Origin of the sequence: Micromonospora sp. NPDC005305 (assembly GCF_040607315.1) — a bacterium.
Taxonomy (GTDB): Bacteria; Actinomycetota; Actinomycetes; order Mycobacteriales; family Micromonosporaceae; genus Micromonospora.
In genome coordinates, this window is the sequence record NZ_JBEXGL010000014.1 from 121353 (window position 1) to 144836 (window position 23484).

Sequence of the window (23484 nt, forward strand, 5' to 3'; positions counted from 1 at the left end):
GGTTGACATTCGGGCTCACCACACCACTCGGCTCAGGTCCGGGCTTCGGTCGGGCCGCTCAGCTCGGCCAGGAAGGCGTCCACGGCGGGCCGTTGCGCCGTGCCGCCGAGGGCGCGGGTGACCGCGAAGATGCGCCGCTCGGTGACCGGCTCGACCAGCGGCTCCACGTGCACCCCGGGTGGCACGTGTCGCAGCGCCAGCTCCGGCACCAGCGCGGCGCCCAGCCCGGCCGCGACGAGGTCCAGCGTGAGCGCGAAGTCGACGCAACGGTGCCGGATGTCCGGCTCGAAGCCGGCGAGCCGGCAGGCGTGCAGTGTGGACCGCAGGCACGGCGTGTGCTCGGCGCTGGCGATCCATGGCACATCGCGCAGCTCGCTCAGCCGGCCGGTGCGACGGCGCCATCCGACCGGGGTTATCAGGTGCATCGGGTCGGTGGTGACCGGGTGCCGGTCCAGGTCGTCGACCAGCGGCGCGGGCACGTGGTCGTACTCCTGCAGCACCACCACGTCGAGGGTGCCGGAGCGTAGGTCGAGGCGGCTCTGCTGGTCTTCGGCCTCGACCACCCGCACGTCCAGCTCCGGGTGCTTCGCCCGCGCGCGGGCGGCGGCGGGGGCCACCAGCGCGCCGGCCGCCGACGCGAACGCGCCGACCCGCACCGTGCCGATGACCCCGTGACGGATCGCCGCGAGCCCGGCCACCGCCTGTTCCACGGCCCCCAGCACGGTCCTCGCGTGGCTGGCCAGCACCTCGCCAGCCGGTGTGAGCACGATGCCGCGCCCGGCCCGCTCGACCAACTCGTGCCCGGACTCTCGGGACAGCTGGACGAGCTGCTGGGAGACCGCCGACGGCGTCACGTGCAGCGCCGCGGCGGCGGCGGTGACGCTGCCGCGCAGTGCGACCTCATGCAGCACCCGGAGCCGGCGAACATCAAGGTCCATGTAGGCAAGCTACAGCAGCGATGAAGAACTTTGAACTGGTCCTTAAGCGTTCGCTCCGGCAGCGTAGCCGGCATGAAAGCATCGCACCGACTTCTCGCCGTGCTCGTTGCCGCCATCTGGGGCGTCAACTTCGTCGCCATCGAGCTGGGCCTGCGCGACCTGCCGCCGCTCGTGCTGACCGCGCTGCGCTTCGTCGCGGCGACCCTGCCGTTGGTCTTCCTGGTGCCGCGCCCCACCGCCCGGCTCCGCTATGTGGTCGCCTACGGGCTGGTGCTCGGCGTCCTGAAGTTCGGCGCGCTGTTCACGGCGCTCGCCGCTGGCATGTCGGCCGGTCTGGCCTCGCTGGTGCTGCAGGCGCAGGCGCTGATGTCGGTACTGCTGGCGGCGGCGGTGCTGGGCGAGCGGCCGGGGCGGGCGCAGGTGGCCGGCGTACTGGTCGGATCGGTCGGGATCGGCGTGCTGGCGATCGACAGCGGCGGCCACGCCACGGTGATCGGCTTCGTGCTGACGCTGTTCGCGGCGGCCAGCTGGGCCGTGGCAAATCTGGTCATGCGAGCCAGCGGCGAGACGCGACCGCTCTCGCTGCTGGTCTGGTCGAGCCTGGTGCCACCGTTGCCGCTGCTCGGCCTGGCCGGCGTGGTCGACGGCCCACAGGCGGTGCTGGAAGCGATCACCGGCCTGTCATGGCACGGGCTGCTCGCCGTCGCGTACGTCGCGTACGTGTCGACCCTCGTCGGCTTCGGCATCTGGAACCGGCTGATCGCCCGGTACTCGATCGCGCGGGTGGCGCCGTTCAGCCTCCTGGTGCCGATCTTCGGGCTCAGCGCGGCGTGGCTGCTGCTCGACGAGCCCGTCGGCCCGATGGAGCTGGCCGCGGGCGCCACCATCCTCGCCGGGCTGGCGCTGGTGGTCCGGCGTTCCACGGCGGACCGCGGCAACGCCTCGGCTGCGAGCGAGGGCCGCGACCCCGAGTACGCCCCGGCCGCGCCTGCCTAGTCCGCGGCCAGGTCGAGTAGCCGGGAGGAGTCTCTTACCTCCCGGCTCGCGTTGCGAGTTCAGCCGATGGGCTCGGCCAGCGAGACGGCGATCCCTTCGGGCCCTCGGACGTAGGCCATCGCCAAGCACCCTCGTACTCGCCGATGCCACCGACCAGTCCGTAGCCCTCGCTCGCTGCCCAATCGACAGCGGCCTGCAAGTCGTTGAGCTCGAAGGACACGTTTCGCAACCCCAGCTTGTTGGCCATCGCGGCGGCGAGCCCGGCACGGAATCGGGCCGCACGAACCTCGCGAGTTCCAGGCGGGCACCATCGTCCGCCCTGCAAAGCATGTTGAACACCTGCGGCTCCTGACGCCCCTGGAGTACGCGCGCTCATAGCCCCCGAGGTCGCCGCTCGGCGGTGGGTTGCCGAAGCGGGAGTGCTGCCAGATCTTTTCAGCGGTCAGACCGGCCACGACCAGAGCGGACGCCATGGCCGGCGGGGCCGGCGCCAGCGCCGTCACCGTGGCGCTTAGCGGGTCTTCCTGGTCGCCCGCTTGCGGGGCGGTGTCAACAGCTCGGCGATCGCCGCGATCGCGGACGGCACCAGGCGGTAATAGGCCCAGACGCCGCGCTTTTCCCGTTCGAGCAGCCCGGCCTCGGTGAGGATCCGAAGGTGATGGCTGACGGTCGGCTGGGAGAGGCCGAGCGGCGTGGTGAGGTCGCTGACGGACGCCTCGCCCTCGGGAGCGGACTGGATCAGGCTGAGCAGTCGCAGCCGGGCCGGGTCGGCGACGGCTTTCAGCACTCCCGCGAGTCGTTCGGCATCGGCACGCTTGATCGGCTCGCCGGCAAGCGGCGAGACTGCAGGTGCAGCGGTTTTCGGGGTTCTCACGTCATGCATCGTTGCATCAACAGCACCAAGAGGCTGGCGGAACCCAGTACCAGGCCACGGACGGCCGCCGGGGCGGCGCGCTGGCCCTGCGGCCGAGCGGGCTTGAGGGCGTGCCCGTTTGCCGCGGGTCATGCCGGCGAATCCCCGCGCTTGCGTGCCTGAAAGACGCGGTACATGACCTATGCCCGCCTATCAAGGCTGCTGGGAATCCCGATACGGCTGTCCATCGACGTGGACGTCCCCACCACCGGTGTTGTCGTTGTGACCTACAGGAGGTCATCTCTTGGATACCAGGATCCAGAACGTCCAGGAGGCACACGACGGGATGGCCACGCACTTCACGGAGGACGAGATCCTGGAGATCGTGGCCGTTGTGATCAATATGAACATCTGGACGCGACTCAAGCTCGCCGAACGTGCCATGCCCACGACGGCGCCTCCCGTCTGAGTTGATACCCGGCCCTGTCATCGGACTAAGATGGCCGCCGTCCGGTCTGCCTGCTGGCGACCTCGAACTCCTCGCTCAGGGCTGGCGGAGCGGCGCCACCACCCGGACCCGGAGCCGGTGAGCATCAGTAGCTGCTCATCCGACGTTCCGGCCCGGTCGCGTGAGGAGCCAATGACGTCCGATCGCCCGGCGAACAAGAACCGAGCATCTCGCCGCGGGCGCTCGCGCAGCGCCACCTACTGCGGCTTGCCCAGCAGTTCCGCTTTGGCGCCGCGGCGAATCAGCCACAGGGTTGGCGGCCAAGCGGCGAAGAAGCCGATGATCGACCCAATCTGGACAATGAGCCAGAACACCGGACTACTAGGCTGCAGCGTCTCGTGGAAAACCGTCAACTCCATTAGCGCCAACCAACCCAACAGGGCGAACTCGAAGACGGACACGCTCAGCAAATCTCCCCTGATGAATCTCCGCATCGCGGCCCACGCTCTTCGGCCACCCGCCTCAGCCTCAGCGAAGTAGCGGAACAAGAGGCCTACCACCACTGCGGCTACATAGTCGCCGATGAACTCAGGCCACAATCTTTTGTCGAATAGCTCGAGGCTCAAGCCGAAGACGACGAAAGTGGCAATGATGGCACCTAGAACGCAGTGCGTCGCACAATGTAAGGTTTCAATTATCGTGACAGCAAGTCGCGGCCGCCTGGGCGGGGTGCGGTGCCGCTCCAGCCACCGCGGAGACTGGGGTCTACCCCACTGTTGGTAGGCCAGGACGGCTGCTGGGCCAAAATAGAGTGCGGTTGCCGGCCAGACAATCTCCATGACCTTGACCGGCTGACGATATCGAAGAACAAAGTGGTCAATGAGGATGATGGCGGTGCTGGCAAGGCCCACAGAGAGCACGGCCCACGAGAGCACCACGAGCCATGTTGGTTGCAGAACCGTCTCCCTCTCACGACGCTCAATGCGATGCCAGGTTGCCATCGGCGTCCTTGGACACTCCGACGAGCCGGCCGGGGAGCATCCGTTCCTACCGTCGGCGCTCACGCTAGTGCGTGGCTGTCTCGGCCATACTCCTTTGCCGAACCTTCATTCGCGGGGGTGCGCGGCCGGGATGGCCGCACCACGTCACGGGCCAACCAAGAGCGATGACAGATGGAACCGAAGACGATCGGGAACGGGTCTGCTGCACCGATAGGTGACATCTGAGATGGCTTGCCCTGGTGGCGGGCTGGAAGGATGTCGCTGTGCCCAAGCCCTACCCACGTGAGTTCCGCGATGACGTCGTGCGGGTGGCTCGTGACCGTGACCCGGGCGTGACGGTCGAGCAGGTCGCGAAGGACTTCGGAGTCCACCCGATGACGTTGTTCAAGTGGTTGCGCCAGGCTGAGGTTGACGCTGGAACCAAAGCCGGCGTCAGTGGCAGTGAGTCAGCCGAGCTACGGGAGGCCCGCAAGCGGATCAAGCTGCTGGAGCAGGAGAACGAGGTCCTGCGCAGGGCGGCGGCGTATCTGTCGCAGGCGAATCTGCCGGGAAAAGGCTCTACCCGCTCGTGAGCGAGCTGGCCGCCGACGGTATCCCCGTGGCGGTGACGTGCCGGGTGTTGAACATCGCTCGTCAGCCCTACTACCGGTGGCTCGCCCGGCCTGTCGGCGACGCCGAACTCGTCGCCGCTTACCGCGCGAACGCCCTGGTGGATGCCCACCGAGACGATCCGGAGTTCGGGTACCGGTTCCTGGTCGATGAGGCCCGCACCGCTGGCCAGGCGATGGCTGATCGCACCGCATGGAAGATCTGCTCGGATAACGGCTGGTGGAGCGCCTTCGGCAAGCGCAAGAAGCGCGGCAAGGGTGGCAAGGTCGGTCCGCCGGTGCATGACGACCTCGTGAAACGAGACTTCACCGCCGACGGCCCGAACCGGCTGTGGCTGGCCGACATCACCGAACACCGCACCGGCGAGGGCAAGCTCTACCTGTGCGCGATCAAGGACGTGTGGTCGAACCGGATCGTCGGCTACTCCATCGACTCACGGATGAAGTCCCGGCTGGCCGTCAACGCGTTGCACAACGCCGTAGCCCGACGCGGCCCAGTGGCCGGCTGCGTGCTACACACCGACCGCGGATCGCAGTTTCGCAGCCGGAAGCTCATCCGCGCCCTGCACCAGCATCACATGATCGGATCGATGGGCAGAGTCGGTGCCGCCGGCGACAACGCCGCCATGGAATCGTTCTTCGGCCTGCTGCAGAACAACGTCCTCGACCGGCGGACCTGGACCACCCGCCAGCAGCTAAGGACCGCGATCGTGACCTGGATCGAACGGACCTACCACCGCCGCCGACGGCAGCGATCCCTGTCCCGGTTGACCCCAATCGAGTACGAGATCATCATGACCCCACCGGCCAGTCAGGCCGCGTGACTGAAACTGTCACCTATCGGTGCAGCAGACCCAACTTGCCTGCGCCTGCGACGCGTGGATCCACCGTGCCGGTGACGTGACCGACCTGCCCCTTCACCGCCCCCAACATGGTCGGCGAGGACATCCCTGAGGTGGTCGAGGTGCTCCTGGGCGCCGGACCACCGGCTGTGGCCGCCCGATCTCGTACTCCTCTGCTGGGCTGCGGGCGCCGTTGACGTGCCCGGAGCACTGCCCTAGCCGAGCACAGCTTCGACGCACCGGCGTAGGACGCGCGGTTGACCGACGGGTGGGCTGGAGGGCCGCCGTCCGGCACGACGCCAGCGTGAACTGAGTCAGGTGGTGTCCAGACGACCGCGCTGGTGCAGGACGAACAGCAGTGCCATGGCCGGCACCACGAGCAGGAGCGCCGCGGCGGCGACAAGGGTGAGCGATGCCAGGGTGGCGTCGGGAGCCGCGGCCTCGTCGAGGCGTAGGTGGGTGCCGAGCAGGTACGGGTACTGCGCGACGCCCCAGCCGGCCACCACCGTGCCGGCCGCGCCGACGGCGAGCGCCTGCAGCAGCCGCGGCACCGCCCGATGCAGCAGCGTGAGACTGGCCAGCCCGCATGCCGCGGAGACCAGCACCAACGGCAGGCCGCGGCCGGTCAGCCCGTCGAACAGGCGTCCTGCGTCGGCGTGCAGGATGGCGATCCCCGCCAGCGCCACGGCGCCGGTCGCCACGGCGCTGGCCTGGGCCCGACGGCGGAACCAGACCTCCAGGCGGGCGTCAGCGCGCGTACGGGCTTCGGCGGTGAGGAACACCGCGGCGACGAACGCGCACACCCCGACCGCGAGCACCCCGCCGAGCAGCGACGTCGGGTTGACCCAGCTCGTCACGGGATCGCCGTGCCCGTCGGCGGGCACGCGCCCGGAGGCGATTCCACCGGCGACCGTGCCGAGGAAGAACGGCGTGATCACCGACGAGGCGGCGAACGCCGCCCCGGTCGCCCGCTGCTGGTCGGTCTTCACCACCACCTTCCGGAACGCGAACCCGCTGCCGCGGACCACGATGCCCAGGGCGGCGAGGCCCAGCGGAATGTAGAGGGTGGTCATGATCGCGGCGAACGCGGACGGGAAGCCGGTCCAGAGCATCACCAGGCAGAAGATCAGCCACACGTGGTTGGCCTCCCACACCGGCGCCAACGTCTGATCGATCAGGTGCCGTGAGTTTCGCCCACGTCGCGCGCCACCGGCAGTGAGATCCCAGAACCCGGCACCATAGTCCGCGCCCCCGAGCACGGCATAGGCGGTGACCCCGATGAACAACACGACGGCGGCGAAGGTACTCACCCCTGCCCTCCCGCGGGCGCGGACTGCGAGGACCGGGATGGGCCGTAGGGCACGTCCGTCTCGGTCGCTCCGCCCTGGTCGCGCCAACGGCGCCGCAGCAGTCGCAGGACGTACACGGTGGTGGCGCCGACCGCGACGTACAGCGCGACGGTGGCGGCGAAGAACAGCCACAGGTTGCCGGACGTGGTGACCGCGTCCCGGGTGAGGAGGTGACCGACGACCGTCCACGGCTGCCGGCCGACCTCGGTGACCACCCAGCCGGCCTCCAACGCCACGACCGCGAGCACGCCGCTGATCGTGGTCGCCCGCAGGAACCATCTGCTGCGCGGCAGGTCGCGGCGGCGCCACCAGGCCAGGGCGTACCAGGCGGAGAGGCCCAGCAGCGCCGTGCCGATGCCGACCATGACGTCGAAACTCAGGTGGACGATCGCGACCAGGCGGTCCGGTGGTCGCACCTCGGCGGGGATGGCGTCCAGGCCCTGGATGCGGGTGGACGGCGAGTAGCCGGACAGCAGCGACGCCCCCGAGGGAATCTTGATGCCGCCGTGCACCTTCCCGTTCGCGTAGTAGCCGCCCAGCACCTCCGGCACGTGGGTGCCCGTGGTCGGGACGGCCTCGATCGCGGCGAACTTCGCCGGCTCGTTCCGGTAGACCTCCCGCGCGGCGATGTCGCCGACGAAGATCTGCAGCGGGGTGACCAGAGCCGCGACGGTCAGCGGTATCGCCAGGCCGAGCCGGTGGTACCGGTCGCGGCGGCCGCGCAGCATCCCGGCGGCGTACACGCCGGCGACGACGAACCCGGCGACCATGTACGCGGCCAGCAACATGTGGATGGCCTCGAACCCGAACGCCCCGTTGAAGATCACCTCCAGCGGACGGACCTCCACGATCTTGCCGTCCCGCATGGTGAATCCGCCCGGCTGGTTCATCCACGCGTTCGCCGCGACCACCGACAGCGTGCCGCCGACCCCGGACAGCACCACCGGCACACCGGTCCAGAAGTGCGGCCATGGTCGCATCCGCTGCCACCCGAAGACGTAGATGGCGACGAAGATCGCCTCCAGGAAGAAGAACAGACCCTCGATCGCGAACGGGATGCCGAACGCCGCGCCGTAGGTGCCCATCAGTCGCGGCCAGAGCAGCCCGAGCTCGAACGACAGCACCGTCCCGGACACCGCGCCGACGGCGAACAGCACCGCCGCCACCTGCGACCAGCGGCGGGCCAGCAGCAGCGCGGTCTTGTCCTTCCGACGAATGCCGCGGGCGTTCGCGATCAGCATCAGGAAGGTGAAGGCCACCCCGAACGGCACCAGGATGATGTGGAAGCCGAGGGTGAAGGCCATCTGCTCGCGCGCTGGCAGCAGCTGCGCCGGATCGGCCGGCACCAGACTGGCGCCGACCGTCACCAGTGACAGTCCAGGCATGGCCCATGCTACCCGGTCACGGCGGCCGGAAACGTACCGATGGGGTGATAACCAGGCAGAGCGTAGGGTAACGGGCGACTATCCCGTCGCTGCCCCCACGAACAGCGGGCAGCAGGTGCCCGCAGCGGCACCGACGGCAGTGACTAGTCGGCGACGTGGATGACGATCTTCCCGCGGCGTTTGGCCGTCTCGAGCGCCTCGTAACCGGAGCGCGTCTCACTGAGGGGCAGCACGCGGTCCAGCACCGGCCTCAACCGGCCGTTATCGACGAGCTCGGCGACGGAACGCAACGCGTTCTGGTCGGGCTCGACGATGAAGTACACCCCGCGGACGCCGTGCCGGGCGGCTTCCTGCTCATCGGGTGGGGTGACGAGGGTGACCAGCACACCGCCCGGTTTCAGGATCGACCAGGACCGCGACTGCGTGGCTCCGCCAACAAGATCAACGACCACGTCGACGTCGCGAACGTGATCCTCGAAGCGGTCGTGCGCATAGTCGATGACCTGCTCGGCACCCAGACCTTTGACGAATTCCAGGTCGGCCGCCGCCGCCGTGGCGCTGACGCGAGCACCGAGACCGGCCGCGAGTTGCACCACGTAGATCCCCACGCCACCGGCGCCGCCCTGCACCAGCACGTGCTGACCGGCCTGCAGGTCGGCGTGGTCAACGAGGGCCTGCCAGGCACTCAACGCGGCCAGTGGGAGCGCTGCGGCGTGGTCGTGGTCAACGCTGGCGGGTTTGGCCGCCAGGACGGTCGCGGGCAGGGTGACGTACTCGGCGGCCGCACCATCGCGGGTGAAAGGGATCAACCCGTAGACGGCCTTCCCCTCGGCGGGGCTCTCCACCCCCGCCCCGCACGCCGCGACGACGCCGGAGAACTCATGTGACGGGATGATCGGAGTGCGCTCAGGCCCTGACCCGTCCGAGCTGTGCGTCCAAGTCTGCGGCCAGGTGAGCTCGGTGGGTGTCATGGAAGCAGCCTTCACGGCCACCAACACCTCACCAGGCCCCGGCTCAGGCCGCGGCGTCTCCTCGTACACGAGCTGCTCCGGCCCGCCTCTGGTGTGGGCTCTCACGGCGTGCATCGTGCTCATCCGACTGCTGCTCCCTCCCGACCGCATGTCGATCAGCCCGCCGGCCGCCCTGGGGATGAGCCGCGGGCCGTCTCCCGCATTATCTGGCGGTTCGGCAGTGCGCCCGTGGGACTTCCGTAACCCTTGCCCCTTCGGCTCATAAGCGCGCTGATGGGTTCGGTCCGTATGCCCCTACGGGGGCATGCGAGGCGAGCATGAAGCCGGCCACAGAGGCGAGTTGACATCGGTGCCTGACATCAGCGCGTTCCGTTGACTCGACAACACGCCGGTCGGCCGTCATCACCTGGCAGCCGACAAGCGCAGCGGCTGCCTAACCGGGAGCGTGCATCCGGCGAGGGTTTCCGTGCCCTGACGGCGTCCAGCAGGGCGTCATGGTCGAGTTCTGTGGTGGCGGCCGCCGGGTCACTGGGCATCGCGCGGAGCGCGTACCCTCGGCCGGTGATTCGCAGGACGGCGCGTTCCTGGCTGGCGGCGCTGACGGCGGTCGCGGTCGGCGTCGGGCTGGCTGGATGCGCCGCCGAGTCGACCGGCCCGGCGCCGGTCTGGCGCGGGGCCACGCTGGGTCCGACCTCGTCAGCGACGCTGGAGCCGAGCTCTGCGGTCGAGGTGCGGTTGGCCTTCGCCGGTGACGTCCACTTCACCGGCCGCACCCTGCGCCTGCTCGACGATCCGGAGACGGCCTTCGGCCCGATCACTCCGATGCTGCGCGACGCCGACGTCACGCTGGTCAACCTGGAGACGGCGGTGACCGACCGGGGGACCCCGCAGCCGAAGACGTACCATTTCCGGGCTCCGAAGGCCGCCTTCGCGGCGCTGCGCGCGGCCGGGGTCGACGCCGTGTCGATCGCCAACAACCACATCCTCGACTACGGCCGGCAGGGGCTCGCCGACACCCTCGACGCTGCGGCGGAATCCCGGTACCCGGTGTTCGGCGCGGGCCGCGACGCCGACGCGGCCTACGCGCCCTGGCTCATCACGGTACGAGGGCTGCGGATCGCGGTGCTCGGCATGTCACAGGTGCATGACCTGGCCGGGTCGTGGCGGGCGACGGACACCCGATCAGGGGTGGCGATGGCGTTCGATCCCGCCCGGGCCACCGCCGCGGTGCGTTCGGCGCGGGAGCGGGCGGACCTGGTCATCGTCTTCATGCACTGGGGCATCGAGGGCAATTCGTGCCCGAGCGGCGAGATGAAAGCGTTCGCCGGGAAGCTGTCCGCGGCCGGCGCCGACATCCTGGTCGGTGCACACGCGCACACGCTGCTGGCCGACGGCTGGCTGGGCCGGACCTACGTGCACTACGGACTGGGCAACTTCCTCTGGTACGCCAATTCGCACAGCACGGACTCCGGGGTGCTGAACCTGGTCGTGCGCGGCCGGGCGGTGGTGGACCGCCGCTTCGTTCCGGCGACGGTCTCCGCCAGCGGCCAGCCGGTTCCGGCCACCGGGGCTGGCAAGCAACGCATCCTCGACAAGCTCGCCACCGCACAGCGGTGTGCCGGCTTGGCCGCCAAGCGCCCCGAATAGCGCGGCGGACGGCGAAGGCGTTCAACGAGGACTACCGGCAGGACTCCGGAGTGGACAGCAGGGAGTAGTAGAAGGGCTTCGGGTTTCCGGCCCCGTCGCGGAGCCCGAAGCCGGGGACCATCGCGTCGGTGTAGGAGAAGACCGAGTTCCAGACGCTGGACCGGCCGGCGAGCATGCACTGGAAGTTCCAGGTGTCGTCCTCGTTGTGCCACTCGGTGGCGACCACCGGACGACCGACGGCGTTCCACATCTGGTCGAAGTCGCCTGCGGCCTGCCCGCTGGTCTTCGCGTACGGGTGGATGGCGACGAGGTCGGGCAGGGGAGCGCGGCCGCCGATCGCGGCGAACACCGCGGCGGCGTAGTTGACGGCGTTCTGCCCGCCCGAGGCCAGACCGGCCATCACGAACCGGCCGGCGAACTGCGGGTACGTGTTGCGGTACAGCACCCACGTGTCGGCGTACTCCGATGGCGACAGGTAGGTGCCGGGAATGTCCGGCTCGTTGCCGATCTGGAGGTAGTCGGCGTTCCACGGCACGTAGCCGCCCGACTCGTCGGTGACCACCGCCATGACCTGGAGACCAGCCTGTTTCAGCTCGTCGATACGCGGCTGGATCCATTGCCGGGACACGAAGCGGACCCCCCGGAATCCTTCGGCTGCGAGCCGGGCGGGTGCCGACTGCTGCCAGGCCGCCTCGTTGCTGGGGTCGATGTTGACGGCGAACAGAGATGCGCTGGAGGCCCGGAGGTCCTGGCGATGGGAGGCGCGCGCCTCCGCAGCGGGGGCGGTCCATCCGAAGGCCGCCGCAGCGACCACGGCCGCACACAGCGACGCGAGCATCCGGGCGGGCGCGGTGCGGCTCGCGTGCCGGCTGGAGCCGACCATCATCCACCTCCGTGGCGACACGATCTGGACGTACGCAAGGGCGCCTGCGGAGAATCATGCCAACAGGCATTGACTTACGGAAGGTCTCCTCCAACGATGCCTATCCATGAATATCAGTGGGGTGAGTGCCGCGGCCCGTCGCACGCTGGTGTGTTCTCTGCTCACGGGGGCGCTGGCGGTGTCGCCGGGCGGGGTGCCGGCGGCCACGGCGGCACCGGCGGATGTGTCCGCGGCATCGGCGACGCTGGCCGGCTACCCGGTGTGGGCGCACTTCAGCAACCCGACCGCGGGACGCGACTACACCATCATCACCGAGCTGCAACGGCTCATCGACGCCACACCGGCCGGGGCCACGATCCGGGCGGCCATCCATTCCCTCACCGTCGACTCGGTGGCCGACGCGCTGGTGCGGGCCCAGACCCGCGGCGTCACCGTGCTGGTGGTCCTCGACGGCAAGAACGCGACCTCGACGGACCCGGCCATCACCACCATCAAGCAGCTGGCCAGCCACCAGTTCTGCCTGAACAGCAGCGGCGGTCACGGCTGCATCAGCACCAGCGCCGCGGGGGACATGCACACCAAGCTGGTCACCTTCTCCAGTACCACCGACCCGAACGGCGTCGCCCGCGGCAACGTCGTCTGGTTCGGGTCGAGCAACCTCACCTACGCCACCGGCCCCGACGCGTTCAACAACGCCATCACCGTCTACGGCGACGCGGCGCTCGCCGCAGGCCTGAACGCGAACTTCACCGACCTGTGGAACCGGCGGCACTACAGCGGCGACGACTACTACGACTCCGCGTCCGGCCGGGGCTACTACCAGGCGACCGCAGCCGACGCCTACGCCTCACCCGAAGGAGCGGGGCAGACCGACACCATCGCCACCCGGCTCAACGACCTCACCCCGGACGCCGACTGCCGGCTGCGCGTCGGCATGGCGGCGGTCACCACCGGACGCCCGCAGATCGTCAGCCTGGTCAGCCGGTTCCGCGCCGCCGGGTGCAAGGTCTGGATGGTGATCGGTACGAACGCCGACGGCGGAATCGCGATGAGCCAGTCGGTCTACAACCAACTGCTCGACGCCGGAGTGTCCATTCGCCGCAAGGACAAGGTGCACCACAAGTTCTTCGCGGCCTACGGCCGGTACGGCAGCGCGTACCAGTACCGCGTCTACACCGGCTCACAGAACTGGACGCAGGACGCGCTGAACGAGAACGACGAGATCTTCGTCAAGATGGCCCCCGAGGGCGGAAGCACGCACCCGCTCTACGACGCCTACTACACGCACTTCAACGACGCGTACAACACCGGAGTGACCTGCGCGAAGAGCAGCTTCCCCTGCCGATCCTGACCCCCGGGCCGCGGCAGCACGGTGCCCGCCATGTCTGGCGCCTCCGTCGCCGGGACGAATGGCCCCTCGCGCCTGACCGCCCCGTGGGTTCGGCGCCTGACGCCGGCCGGACGCCGTGACTTCAGGGCCGGACCACCTCACAAGCACATGGGCTTTGGCCTGTCTACCGCGGCGGCCGTCAGGAGGGGACCGGCGTCGTCGTACCCGTGGGGCTTGCCGGGGGCGACCCCGGGTCGGTGGACGCGGAGCCGCTGGGCGCCGGGCTGCTCGGCCCCGGAGTGCCGCTCGACGGGGTCGGACCGGGGGAGGACGGGGACGGGGTGGGGGTGGCGGACGGGGTGGGGGTGCCGGACGGGCTGGGGGTGCCGGACGGGCTGGGTGGGGCGGTGGTCGGGGGCGACGAGGGGGTCGATCCGGGCGTCGGCGGCAGCGTCGGCTTCGTGGTCGGTGGCCTGGTGGCCGGGCTTGTGTCCGTCGGCTTCGGTGCGCCGGTCGCCGGGCGTGTAGTCGCCGGGGCGGCGGTCGGCTGCCGCACCGACTCGGTCCGGGCCACCTGATCAGTCGGCGGAACGTCGGTGGGAGACGGACCGGAGACGGCGGGGGCACTGGGCGTCGCCGGGGGATCCGGCGTGGGGGCGGCCGGTGCCGGCCGGAGGTCCGGCGCGCCGGCGGCCCGCGCCGGCGCGGTGGTGCCGGGGTCAGCCTCGGCGTCTCCGATCAGCGCGAACCCGAGACCCGCTCCGCCGACCAGCAGGGCGGCGAGGGCTCCCGTCGCGACGGGCAGCGCGGCCGAACGGGGTGGGCGGGGACGCCGGTGGGCGGGCAACGAACGCTCCTGACCTGCTGGGATGTGGTTGGCGCGACGACGCCGACCCATGACCCTGCCGCCCGCCCTGCGCGACCGCCAACGGTCCGACCGCGGAGGTGACCGGGATCACCACCAGGCAGGCATGCGGCGGCCGAAGCAGCCATCAGACCGACATGTCGGACGAGTGCACTGATGCGGTGGAGCCATCGCGCTGCCGCGGCTCGCCGAGCCAGCAGTACGTCATCAGGTAGTCGAGGTCAGAGCCTCCCCGGCGATCCTTTCCGAGGAGGCTCTGACCACTGCTGGCGGACCGGTGCGGCTATCTCATAGGCGCGGGTCCTCCTGAACCTTCAGGGCGTTGAGGATCGGGTCGCTCTCGCCCTTCTCGCGGCGAAGCTCGATCGTCAGATCGCCACCGGCATGCTCGACGGTGACCGTGTTCATGTCCGCGGTCAGCGCACCCACCTTCGCCTGCACGTCGTGGTCGTAGAGCACGACCTTGCCGTCGGCCAGAACATCGAAGGCACGCTTGCCGACCTTGACCTTCTCGATCTCCGCGAAGTCGAGGCCGATCCGGTACGTCCCGGCGGGGGCGTTCTTGAACACGTAGCTGAACGTCTCGCCGGTCCGCTGGGTGCGGAACAGCGCGTCGTCCTCGGTGCCGGCGATGTCGGCCTTGGTGGTACGGGCCTTGCCGCCGACGTAGCCCCACGGCGACGAGCCGAGTTGCTGGTCGGGCGACCAGACGAAGCCGTCGGTGCCGACCTGCCCGGATCTGCCCACGTCGACGCCCTTCCAGTAGGCCGAGGTCGCCAGGCGGACCGACTTGAGCTGGACCTCGCCCTTGCCGGCGTTCGACGCCACGAGCACGTCCCCGACGAGCACACCGGGCTCGACGCCGCCGTTGTCGGCCGTCGCCGTGACCGTGGTGGACTCCCCGGCCGCGAGCGTGACCGTGCCGGTTGCGGCCGCGCCCGTGAGGGTCAGCCACGGAAGGTCGGCGGCCTCGTGCCCGCCGTCGCTGGTGCGTTTCTGCTCGCTGAGCCGCACCTCGAGCGGGGCGGAGCCGCTGTTGGTCACGGTCACGTCGGCCGTCGCCTTCTGGTCCTTGTCGAGGAGCCAGTCGAAGTCACCTCCGGCGACGGTGGCGACGCCCGTGGTCAACGCCGTGTCGACCACCTCGGCCTGATCCTTCTTGGCGATGGTCACCGGGTGCTTGGCGGTGACGTAGTTCGGCGCGTCGACCTGCACGGTGTTCTCGCCGACCAGCGCCTGGGCCTTCCACCGGCCCTTCGCGTCGGCCGTGATGACCCGCTCACCGTTCGGCCCCTTGAGCGTGACGATCGCGCCCTCGATCGGCTTGCCGTCGTTCTTGTCGGTGACCGTGCCCTCGATCGTGCCCGCGGCCGGGAGGGTGTACTCCAGCCCCAGGCCGGCCTTCAGGATGGGCTGGTTGAACGAGTACTGGCCCGCGGGGTTGCGCGTCAGGCTCTCCACGCCGACCGTCGCCGACGACCCGCGGGTGAGGGGGTTGTCGCCGCCGACGCCGTCCCCGTACCTGCGGCGTGGAAACCGTCGGTGAAGGCCGTTCGTCCTCGGGCGAGGGGTCGAGCATGCGTGATGATCTCGCTTTTCGCTGCTCGGGCGCAAGTAGCGTCGCGGCGACTCGCGTTGCGGGATCCCCAGCCGGAGTGAGCGATGTCCACCGATAGTGGTGACGGGGCCCTGCGCCCAGGGTGACCCTCTGGGACGTGATGTCAACGGTCATCGACCAGGCCGTGTTGGAAGCAGCGCTGGAATGCCTGCCGCCGCATCCACGACACGTCGGCCGGGATCTGGCTGCGGCAGGGCAGTCCCGGAGCGTCAGAGCTGGCAGGACATCGCATCCACCTCCGTCACCTGTGGCGCTGACCGGGCCATTGACCCTGCGCTCCAACGGAAGATGGCAATGCGCTGCGGGACCTTCCGGGAGTGGGCGACAGGACATTCGCCCTTCGTTGGACGCCCCGATCTGGTGATCGGCCTGCTGAACGAGTTGTTGAACGTGTGACCGCCCGGTTGAGTTGCCGCCTGGCGGCGTCGACTAGCCGGGCCGGGGGTAGACCGCGGGTCAGGGCGTTCGCCGAGGCAGGCTTCGTCAACACCTGCAGCGAAACCGGACAGACGGGTTGCTGGGGGCGAAGCGTGATTCCGAAGGACGACGAGCGATCTGATACCGCCCAGCTATGCCGATAAGCAGCAGTGCAGAGCTGATTCGCGATGGAAATCCCCAGGGATTGGCCTTGCGATGCGTCTTTTCGTCACGCAGGATGGGTTGCATGGATGACACGCCCACCCTCGACGCGCTGGACCGCCGCCTGCTGGCCGCGCTGCAGCTCGACGGCCGCGCGCCCTGGGGTCTGATCGCCCGCGTGGTCGGGGCCAGCGAGTCGACGGTGCAGCGGCGCTTCGCCGCGCTGCGCAACCGGGGAGGCGCCCGCGTCATTGGGGTCGTCGACGTCCTGCGGTGCGGCCTGGGGGTTCCGGTGCTGGTCCGGATCTCCTGCCGACCCGGCACCGCCGGGGAGGTCGTGACCCGGCTGGCCGCCCGGCCCGAGGCCCGCTTCGTGGCCATGGTCGCGGGCAGCGTCGACGTGGTCGCCGAGTTCGTCGTGCGGACGCACCGGGATCTCGCCCAGGTGCTCGTCCACGACCTGCCCGGCGCCGACCTGGTCACCGACACCGAGACGTTGACGGTGATGCGGACGTTCACCTCCGCCCACGACTGGGACACCGGCCTGCTCGACCAGGAGGCGGCCGCCCTGCTGCGTCCCACGCCGGTGCGCCCGTTCGAGGACCAGGTCTGGGAGCGCCCGCCGGATCGCCTGGACGACCTGGAACTGGCCATCCTGGCCACCCTCGGGGAGGACGGGCGGATGCCGGTCCGGGAGATCGCGGCGCAGGTCAACTCCAGCGAATCCACGGTCGCCCGGCGCATCGACTCGATGGTCGCCCGCGGCTGCCTGCGCTTCCGCACGCTGGTGGAGCCGACGCTGCTGGGCTTCGCGGTCGAGTTCATGCTCTGGCTCGACGTCGAGCCCGCCCAGCTGGACGCGACGGGTCGCCGGCTCGCCGAGGACCCCGGCACGAAATACCTGTCCGCCACTGCCGGCCGCTTCAACCTGTGCGCCCAGGTGTCGCTGCGCCACTTCGCGGATCTCTACCGATTCACCACCGACGTCGTCGGCGCCCTGCCGGGCGTCCGCCGCGCGGACACCACATTGCAACTCGACACGCTCAAGCGCGCCTGGCTGCCCACCGCGTCGCACCTGTCCGCCGAGTCCGTCACCGAGAGGAACAGCCGATGAGTGCCACCACCGAGCCGTGGCAGTGGGACGAGGCCACCTGGCGCGGCCACGTCGACCGCGTCCGGGCAGGACGCCGGCTCGCGCCCCCATGGCCGGGCGGCGCCAAGGTCGCGGTCGCGATCTCCTTCGACTCCGACCACGAGACCATTCCGCTGCGCGAGGGGGAGACCCGCCCCGGCAAGCTCGCCCAGGGCGAGTACGGCTCCCGGGTCGGCGCGCCCCGGATCCTCGCCGCCCTGGCGCGGCACTCGGTGCCCGCCACCTTTTTCATGCCGGCGGTGTCCGCGCTGCTGCATCCCGACGAGGCGCGCGGCTACGTCGAGGCCGGGCACGAGATCGCCGCCCACGGGTGGATCCACGAGCGCAACATGCTGCTCCCGCCGCAGGACGAACGTGAGCTCGCCGCGCGGGCCCTGGACACCCTGGAGAAGGTCACCGGCGTGCGCCCCGTCGGGGTACGCACACCGTCCTGGGACTTCTCCGACGCCACCCTCGGGATCATCGCCGAGCTCGGGCTGATCTACGACTCGTCACTCATGGCCGACGACGACTGCTACGAGCTGCTCGCCGACGGCCGGCCCACCGGCATCGTCGAGCTGCCGGTGGAGTGGATCCGCGACGACGCCCCGTACTTCATGATGGAGCGCTACGGCTCCCTACGGCCCTACACACCGCCGCGCGACGTGCTGCAACTGTGGCGCGACGAGTTCGACGCGGCCCGTACCGACGGCGCCCTGTTCCAGCTCACCATGCACCCGCACATCATCGGCCACCGCGCCCGGATGGTCGTGCTCACCGAGCTGCTCGGCCACATGGCCTCCTTCGACGACGTCTGGTTCGCCACCCACGCCCAGGTCGTCGAGCACGTGCGGACGGAGCTGTCCGAGCCGCCGAAGACCGCCGCGTAGTAAACGCCGCCCCCACCCCCTTTTCCACCCCGACCACCCCGGAGGTCCGCCGTGACCGCGACCACCGCGACCGCACCCACCCGTGCGCCCGCTGTGCCCCTCACCGACAAGCAGCGCCGCGCCGTCATCGCCGGCTCGATCGGCAACACCGTCGAATGGGTCGACTGGGCCCTGTACGCGTCGTTCGCGCCGATCTTCTCCGCGCAGTTCTTCCCGAAGGGGGACGCGGGCGCCGCCCTGCTGGCCACGTTGGCCGTGTTCGCCGTCGGGTTCCTGATGCGTCCCATCGGTGGCGCCCTGCTCGGCAGCTACGCCGACCGGCACGGCCGCAAGGCCGGCATGACGTTGACGATCGCGATGATGGCCGGTGCCGCGCTGGTCATCGCGATCTGCCCGCCGTACTCGGCCATCGGCATCCTCGCACCGGTCGTCCTGGTGCTCGCCCGTCTGGTGCAGGGCTTCTCCGCCGGCGGGGAGTTCGGCACGTCTTCGGCCTTCCTCATCGAGTCCGCCTCGCCCGGCCGCCGGGGCTTCGTCGGCTCCTGGCAGCAGGTGTCCGTCGGCGCCGGCGCGCTGATCGCCTCGCTGCTGGGCACGCTGCTGACCCGCACCCTCAGCGACGACGCCCTGGCCACCTGGGGCTGGCGGGTCGCGTTCGGCGTCGGTGGCCTGCTCGGCCTGGTCGGACTGTGGCTGCGGGTCTCGGTCGAGGAGACCGACGCCTTCACCGAACTCGCGCAGCGGCGTACGGGGCAGGCCAAGCCCCAGCCGGTGAAGGACATGCTGGTCAAGCACCCCCGCGCCGCGCTGCGGGTCGTCGGGATCACCATCGCCGGCACCCTGCTCTACTACATGTGGGTCAGCTACATGCCCGGCTACGCCCACACCGCCGAGGGCATCCCGCTGACCACCGCGTTCCTCGCCAACACCCTGGCCATCGCGATCTTCCTGGTGCTGCTGCCCTTCGGCGGCAAGCTGTCGGACCGCTTCGGTCGCAAGCCCACCCTGCTCGCGTTCGCCATCGGCTTCCTCGTGCTGGCCTGGCCGGCGTTCCAGATCATCGGCGAGGGCTTCTGGTCGCTGTTCCTCGTCGAACTCGCCGGGGTCTTCTTCCTGGTCGGCTACTCCGCCAACTGCGCCGTGGTGATGGCCGAGCAGTTCCCCGCCGACGTCCGCACCACCGGCATCGGCCTGCCCTACGCCCTCGCCGTGGCGATCTTCGGCGGCACCGCCCCCTACGTCACCACCTGGCTGGCCACCCACGGCCACCGCGACAAGGTGTGGATCTACGCCGCCGCAGCCGCCGTCATCGGGATCGTCGTCTACGCCACCATGCCGGAAACCAAGGGCAAGGAAATCGGATGAGCAAGCACGTCCTGGTCACCGGAGCGGCCAGCGGAATCGGCGCCGCAGTCGCGGCCCGGTTCGCCAACGACGGCTGGGCCGTCACCGGCGTCGACCTCCGCGAGCCCGAACTGCGCGCCACGCTGTCCGCGTTGACCACCGACACCGACGCCCACGTCGCCGACCTCGCCGACCTCGCCGACCCGACGGCACCGACCCGCGTCGTCATCAAGGCCTGGGAGCGCCGCGGACCGCTGGACGCCGTGGTCAACGCCGCCGGCATCTATCCCGCCCGGGGCTTCCTCGACCTCGACGCCGCGGTGTGGGACCGCGTCCAGGCCGTCAACGTCCGCGCGCCGATGCTCACCACCCGCGCCTTCGCCGAGCTGGCCGTCGCGACCGGACGGACCGGCAGCGTGGTGAACATCAGCTCCGGCGCCGCCCTGCGGGCCCGGCCCGGCGCCGCCCACTACAGCACCTCGAAGGCCGCCCTGGAGATGCTGACCAGAGCCGCCGCGGTCGAGTTGGGCGCCGCCGGCATCCGGGTCAACGCCGTCAGCCCGGGGTTCGTCACCGTCGACAGCCCGGCCAACCCGGTGACCGAGGAGTACGCCGCCGCCGTGTCGGTGAACCCGCTCGGCCGGCGCGGGCGCCCCGACGACATCGCCGCCGCGGTCGCGTGGCTCGTGTCGCCGGCCGCCGAATGGATCACCGGCACCGTCCTCCGGGTCGACGGCGGCGCGTCCGCCGGCACCACCACCCTGCCGCCGCACTGGCCCGGCCTCAGCGAGGTGCAGGCACCCGATCCGCACCCCACGCAAGGAGCAACCCTGTGACTTCCCGCAGCTACACCATCGTCGGCGCCGGGGCGATCGGCGGCACCGTGGCCTGGCACCTCGCCCGGGCCGGGCATCGGGTGACCGTGGTGGACGCCGACCCGGCACACGTCGCCGCCATCGCCGAGGACGGGATCGTCCTGGAGCGCGCCGGCACCCGGCTGGCGCAGCGGGTGGCCGCGGCTCTGACGCCCGACCAGGTCACCGCCCCGCTCGAGCGGGTGCTGCTGGCCGTCAAGGCGCACGCCACCGACGGGGTCGCCGCCTGGCTCGCCAAGCACCTCGCCGACGACGGGTTCGTGGTCAGCCTGCAGAACGGGCTCAACGAGGACGTCATCGCCCGCCACGTCGGCGCCGAGCGCACGATCGCGGCCTTCGTCGACCTGTTCGCCGACGTCACCGCCCCCGGAGTGATCACCGACGGTGGGGCCGGCGCCATGGCGATCGGGGAGCTGACCGGTGCGGTCTCCGACCGGGTACGCACCCTGGTCGAGGACCTGCAGGCCTGGGGTCCCGCCGTGGCCAGCGACAACGTGGCCGGCTTCCTGTGGTCCAAGCTCGGCTTCGGCGCGATGCTGACCGCGACCGCCCTGGCCGACGACGCGATGGGGGAGCTGCTCGACCGGCACCGTGCCGCCGCGCACACCCTCGCCCGTGAGGTCTTCGCGGTCGCCGCGGCGGAACGCCTCACGCTGGAGCCCTTCGACGCGTTCCGGCCCACCGCCTACACCGGCGACGCGAGCCCGGCGGACGCCGACGCGGCCACCGACGCTCTCGTCGCGTGGCTGGGCACCCAGACGAAGACCCGCAGCGGCATCTGGCGGGACATCGCCGTGCGCCGTCGCGCCACCGAGGTGCCCACCCAGTACGCGCTGGTGCTCCAGGCGGCCGAGCGTCACCACATCGACGTGCCGGTGTTGCGCGCGATGCTCGGTCAGCTCGCCGAGGTCGAGGCCGACCCGTCGACCATGAGCGAGGACCGGCTGACCGCACTGGACCGGATGGTGAAGGCGGAGGCGGCCCGATGAGCGTGGACATCCACCTCGATCTGGATTCGCTCGACGGCTTCCTGCGCGCACACCGCGACGATATGCTGGCAGACCTGGCCGCGTACGTCCGGCTGGAGACGCCCAGCGACGACCTCGACGCGCTCGCCCGCGGCCGCGACTGGGTCCGCGCCTGGGTGGAGCAGCGTCTCGGCCCGCCGGCCGCCGCGCGCACCGAACCGGGCGGCGACCACGGCGACACGCTCGTGCTCGACTACCCGGGAACCCCGGAGGGTGCCGCGCCGGTTGCCGTGCTGGCCCACTACGACACCGTCTGGCCGCTGGGCACCATCGAGGACATTCCGTTCGACGTCAGCGGCGACATCATCCGCGGGCCGGGGGTCTTCGACATGAAGGCCGGCCTCGTGCAGGCGGTGTGGGCGCTGGGTGCCCTCGACGCGCTGCGCCTGCCCCGTCCTCCGGTGCGTCTGATCCTGAACGGTGATGAGGAGCTGGGCAGTCCTGCCTCCCGTCCCGTCATCGAAGAAGCCTGCCGGGGTGCGGCCGCCGTCCTCGTGTTCGAAGCCAGCGCGGACGGCGCGGTCAAGACCGCCCGCAAGGGTGTTGGCCTGTTCGACCTCACCCTCACCGGCGTCGAGGCCCACGCCGGGCTCGATCCCACCGCGGGCGCCAGCGCCATCAGCGCCCTCGCCGAGTTCGTCCTGCACGCCACCGCGCTGACGGACCTCGCGGCTGGCACGAGCGTCAACGTCGGCACCGTCTCGGGCGGCACCCGCCGCAACGTCACCGCCGGTTCGGCGCACGCCGGCATTGACGTACGGGTCTCCTCCGAGGCGGAAGCGGAGCGGGTGGAGCGGGAGCTGTGCGGGTGGCGGCCGAGCAATCCGCTGGTCCGGGCGCGTGTCGACGGCGGGTGGAACCGGCCCGTCATGGTGCGGACCCCGGCGATCGCCGACCTGTTCGCCCGGGCCCAGGGGCTAGCCGGCCAGCTCGGCTTCGAGCTGCGGGAGATCGCGGTCGGCGGCGCCAGTGACGGGAACTTCGCCGCGGCCCTGGGATTGCCAGTGCTCGACGGCGTGGGTGCCGTCGGGTCGGGCGCACACGCCCGCGACGAGCACGCCACCGTCTCTGGGATGCTGCAGCGCGCCGCCCTGGCGGCAGGGCTCGTCACCGCACTCGCCCACTGAAACAGGCCCAGGCGCCGTCGCCGCTCGGGCCCCTCTGTGAGCAGGTCTAGCCGGTGGGACACCCGTCGCCCGCAGATTCGCCTCGGTGGCCGCGTCATCGGTAGTGGCAGTCCTCCCGGGTACAGCCGGCCAAGATCAGCCGAGCCGTTCCGGGAGGACGCCATGACCTCAGAGTTCGCCCGCGACGCAGCCATGACGGCCGCCATTCTTGGCTTCTTCGCGATGGGGTGGTTCGGCTGGGCGCAGGAGCAGCCACCGAAGCCCTGGAAGAAATGGCTAATCACCGGGTCCGTGCTGGCAGCACTGATCCTGGTCACGGCCGGCCTGCTGTCCTGGAGCATCTGGAACACCGGCACGGTGTTCGACCGCGACACCTCTCAGCTGTTCGGCATCATCGTAGGCGTCGAGTTCGCCCTGGCCGGCATCAGAGCGGGCGTGCCGATCCGGCGTGGCCGTCGCGAACTCGTCCCGGTCTGGATCGCCCTGGTGGTGGGAGTGCACTTCATCCCGCTCGCGCCGCTGCTGCGGTCTCCGCTGCTCTACCTGGTGGCCGCGGTTGTCATCGTCGTGGCAGCTGCCGCTGTGCCTGTTGCCCGTCGCCGTTCACTTCCGGTCAGCGCCGTCAACGGAATCGGGGTTGGCCCGACACTGGTTACCGCCGCGATAATCGCGCTCACCGACGCCTTCGCTCGCTCCTGACACCGAAGACGCGGGCGACGACCGCGACGCCCTGACCCGGGAGCGCGACTGGATGCAACAGCGTTTCAACGACACT

The 23484-nt window shown here is 70.5% G+C and carries 21 protein-coding genes; 13 read left to right on the plus strand and 8 right to left on the minus strand.

The window, feature by feature from the left end; translation table 11 throughout:
* Window positions 1-32: 32 nt before the first annotated feature.
* Window positions 33-938: a LysR family transcriptional regulator gene (locus tag ABZS80_RS22915; RefSeq protein WP_355058801.1), complete on the minus strand. Its 906-nt coding sequence runs from the start codon at window positions 936-938 to the stop codon at window positions 33-35.
* A 72-nt stretch (window positions 939-1010) separates the two neighbouring features.
* Between ABZS80_RS22915 and ABZS80_RS22920 the strand changes: the two genes are divergently transcribed.
* Window positions 1011-1934, plus strand: coding sequence for an EamA family transporter (locus ABZS80_RS22920; protein ID WP_355058803.1), 924 nt, complete (start codon window positions 1011-1013; stop codon window positions 1932-1934).
* A 511-nt stretch (window positions 1935-2445) separates the two neighbouring features.
* Here ABZS80_RS22920 and ABZS80_RS22925 read toward each other — a convergent pair.
* Window positions 2446-2808, minus strand: a complete 363-nt coding sequence (locus ABZS80_RS22925) for a metalloregulator ArsR/SmtB family transcription factor (protein WP_355058805.1) — start codon at window positions 2806-2808, stop codon at window positions 2446-2448.
* A 283-nt stretch (window positions 2809-3091) separates the two neighbouring features.
* On the opposite strand from ABZS80_RS22925, the gene ABZS80_RS22930 reads away from it, so the two are divergent.
* Complete coding sequence (locus ABZS80_RS22930; protein WP_355058807.1) at window positions 3092-3256, plus strand: hypothetical protein; 165 nt, start codon at window positions 3092-3094, stop codon at window positions 3254-3256.
* A gap of 236 nt (window positions 3257-3492) precedes the next feature.
* Here ABZS80_RS22930 and ABZS80_RS22935 read toward each other — a convergent pair whose 3' ends face one another.
* Entirely contained in the window at window positions 3493-4236 is a 744-nt protein-coding gene (locus ABZS80_RS22935) for a DUF4396 domain-containing protein (RefSeq protein ID WP_355058809.1), read from the minus strand.
* Window positions 4237-4499: 263 nt separating this feature from the next.
* Between ABZS80_RS22935 and ABZS80_RS22940 the strand changes: the two genes are divergently transcribed.
* Window positions 4500-5668 (plus strand): IS3 family transposase gene (locus ABZS80_RS22940; RefSeq protein ID WP_355058811.1). Its coding sequence is split into 2 segments (ribosomal slippage): window positions 4500-4784 and window positions 4787-5668, totalling 1167 coding nucleotides; the frame shifts between segments, so codons are not numbered across the junction.
* 332 nt (window positions 5669-6000) lie between these two features.
* Here ABZS80_RS22940 and ABZS80_RS22945 read toward each other — a convergent pair.
* The 3 genes from ABZS80_RS22945 to ABZS80_RS22955 all read right to left on the minus strand — a co-directional run bounded on the left by ABZS80_RS22945 (window position 6001) and on the right by ABZS80_RS22955 (window position 9514).
* Complete coding sequence (locus ABZS80_RS22945; protein ID WP_355058813.1) at window positions 6001-6996, minus strand: cytochrome d ubiquinol oxidase subunit II; 996 nt, start codon at window positions 6994-6996, stop codon at window positions 6001-6003.
* A complete protein-coding gene (locus tag ABZS80_RS22950; RefSeq protein ID WP_355058815.1) occupies window positions 6993-8420 on the minus strand; it encodes a cytochrome ubiquinol oxidase subunit I in 1428 nt (475 codons plus the stop codon). The genes ABZS80_RS22945 and ABZS80_RS22950 overlap by 4 nt, the downstream gene beginning before the upstream one ends.
* Window positions 8421-8563: 143 nt before the next feature.
* Entirely contained in the window at window positions 8564-9514 is a 951-nt protein-coding gene (locus ABZS80_RS22955; RefSeq protein ID WP_355058817.1) for an NADP-dependent oxidoreductase, read from the minus strand.
* A 438-nt stretch (window positions 9515-9952) separates the two neighbouring features.
* Here ABZS80_RS22955 and ABZS80_RS22960 point away from each other — a divergent pair, with 438 nt between their 5' ends.
* On the plus strand, window positions 9953-11038 hold the full coding sequence (locus tag ABZS80_RS22960; RefSeq protein WP_355058819.1) for a CapA family protein: 1086 nt from the start codon (window positions 9953-9955) through the stop codon (window positions 11036-11038).
* 31 nt (window positions 11039-11069) lie between these two features.
* On the opposite strand, the gene ABZS80_RS22965 is transcribed toward ABZS80_RS22960, so the two are convergent.
* Complete coding sequence (locus ABZS80_RS22965) at window positions 11070-11921, minus strand: glycosyl hydrolase (RefSeq protein WP_355058821.1); 852 nt, start codon at window positions 11919-11921, stop codon at window positions 11070-11072.
* A gap of 106 nt (window positions 11922-12027) precedes the next feature.
* Between ABZS80_RS22965 and ABZS80_RS22970 the strand changes: the two genes are divergently transcribed.
* Both ABZS80_RS22970 and ABZS80_RS22975 read left to right on the plus strand, forming a co-directional pair.
* On the plus strand, window positions 12028-13272 hold the full coding sequence (locus tag ABZS80_RS22970) for a phospholipase D-like domain-containing protein (RefSeq protein WP_355058823.1): 1245 nt from the start codon (window positions 12028-12030) through the stop codon (window positions 13270-13272).
* 206 nt (window positions 13273-13478) lie between these two features.
* The gene (locus tag ABZS80_RS22975; protein WP_355058825.1) at window positions 13479-13829 is read left to right on the plus strand and encodes a hypothetical protein; all 351 of its coding nucleotides are present in this window, start codon (window positions 13479-13481) and stop codon (window positions 13827-13829) included.
* Between the two features lie 575 nt (window positions 13830-14404).
* Here the strand turns inward: ABZS80_RS22975 and ABZS80_RS22980 are convergent.
* Window positions 14405-15577 (minus strand): malectin domain-containing carbohydrate-binding protein, encoded by a 1173-nt coding sequence (locus ABZS80_RS22980; RefSeq protein WP_355058827.1) that lies wholly within the window; start codon window positions 15575-15577, stop codon window positions 14405-14407.
* 821 nt (window positions 15578-16398) lie between these two features.
* Between ABZS80_RS22980 and ABZS80_RS22985 the strand changes: the two genes are divergently transcribed.
* The 7 genes from ABZS80_RS22985 to ABZS80_RS23015 all read left to right on the plus strand — a co-directional run bounded on the left by ABZS80_RS22985 (window position 16399) and on the right by ABZS80_RS23015 (window position 23408).
* Complete coding sequence (locus tag ABZS80_RS22985; RefSeq protein ID WP_355058828.1) at window positions 16399-17427, plus strand: Lrp/AsnC family transcriptional regulator; 1029 nt, start codon at window positions 16399-16401, stop codon at window positions 17425-17427.
* A complete protein-coding gene (locus ABZS80_RS22990) occupies window positions 17424-18335 on the plus strand; it encodes a polysaccharide deacetylase (RefSeq protein WP_355058829.1) in 912 nt (303 codons plus the stop codon). Before ABZS80_RS22985 ends, ABZS80_RS22990 begins: the two co-directional genes overlap by 4 nt.
* Window positions 18336-18386: 51 nt before the next feature.
* A complete protein-coding gene (locus ABZS80_RS22995; RefSeq protein ID WP_355058831.1) occupies window positions 18387-19700 on the plus strand; it encodes an MFS transporter in 1314 nt (437 codons plus the stop codon).
* Entirely contained in the window at window positions 19697-20515 is an 819-nt protein-coding gene (locus ABZS80_RS23000) for an SDR family oxidoreductase (protein ID WP_355058833.1), read from the plus strand. Before ABZS80_RS22995 ends, ABZS80_RS23000 begins: the two co-directional genes overlap by 4 nt.
* Entirely contained in the window at window positions 20512-21543 is a 1032-nt protein-coding gene (locus tag ABZS80_RS23005) for a 2-dehydropantoate 2-reductase (RefSeq protein WP_355058835.1), read from the plus strand. Before ABZS80_RS23000 ends, ABZS80_RS23005 begins: the two co-directional genes overlap by 4 nt.
* Window positions 21540-22709: a M20 family metallopeptidase gene (locus ABZS80_RS23010; protein ID WP_355058837.1), complete on the plus strand. Its 1170-nt coding sequence runs from the start codon at window positions 21540-21542 to the stop codon at window positions 22707-22709. The genes ABZS80_RS23005 and ABZS80_RS23010 overlap by 4 nt, the downstream gene beginning before the upstream one ends.
* Before the next feature lie 162 nt (window positions 22710-22871).
* Window positions 22872-23408, plus strand: coding sequence for a hypothetical protein (locus ABZS80_RS23015; RefSeq protein WP_355058838.1), 537 nt, complete (start codon window positions 22872-22874; stop codon window positions 23406-23408).
* Window positions 23409-23484 lie beyond the last annotated feature (76 nt).

Coding starts and splice junctions, on each gene's coding strand:
- ABZS80_RS22915 (WP_355058801.1), bottom strand. CDS start 938: ATGGACCTTGATGTTCGCCGGCTCCGGGTGCTGCATGAGGTCGCACTG.
- ABZS80_RS23000 (WP_355058833.1), top strand. CDS start 19,697: ATGAGCAAGCACGTCCTGGTCACCGGAGCGGCCAGCGGAATCGGCGCC.
- ABZS80_RS22950 (WP_355058815.1), bottom strand. CDS start 8,420: ATGCCTGGACTGTCACTGGTGACGGTCGGCGCCAGTCTGGTGCCGGCC.
- ABZS80_RS22935 (WP_355058809.1), bottom strand. CDS start 4,236: ATGGCAACCTGGCATCGCATTGAGCGTCGTGAGAGGGAGACGGTTCTG.
- ABZS80_RS23015 (WP_355058838.1), top strand. CDS start 22,872: ATGACCTCAGAGTTCGCCCGCGACGCAGCCATGACGGCCGCCATTCTT.
- ABZS80_RS23010 (WP_355058837.1), top strand. CDS start 21,540: ATGAGCGTGGACATCCACCTCGATCTGGATTCGCTCGACGGCTTCCTG.
- ABZS80_RS22955 (WP_355058817.1), bottom strand. CDS start 9,514: ATGAGCACGATGCACGCCGTGAGAGCCCACACCAGAGGCGGGCCGGAG.
- ABZS80_RS22985 (WP_355058828.1), top strand. CDS start 16,399: ATGGATGACACGCCCACCCTCGACGCGCTGGACCGCCGCCTGCTGGCC.
- ABZS80_RS22970 (WP_355058823.1), top strand. CDS start 12,028: ATGAATATCAGTGGGGTGAGTGCCGCGGCCCGTCGCACGCTGGTGTGT.
- ABZS80_RS22920 (WP_355058803.1), top strand. CDS start 1,011: ATGAAAGCATCGCACCGACTTCTCGCCGTGCTCGTTGCCGCCATCTGG.
- ABZS80_RS22990 (WP_355058829.1), top strand. CDS start 17,424: ATGAGTGCCACCACCGAGCCGTGGCAGTGGGACGAGGCCACCTGGCGC.
- ABZS80_RS22965 (WP_355058821.1), bottom strand. CDS start 11,921: ATGGTCGGCTCCAGCCGGCACGCGAGCCGCACCGCGCCCGCCCGGATG.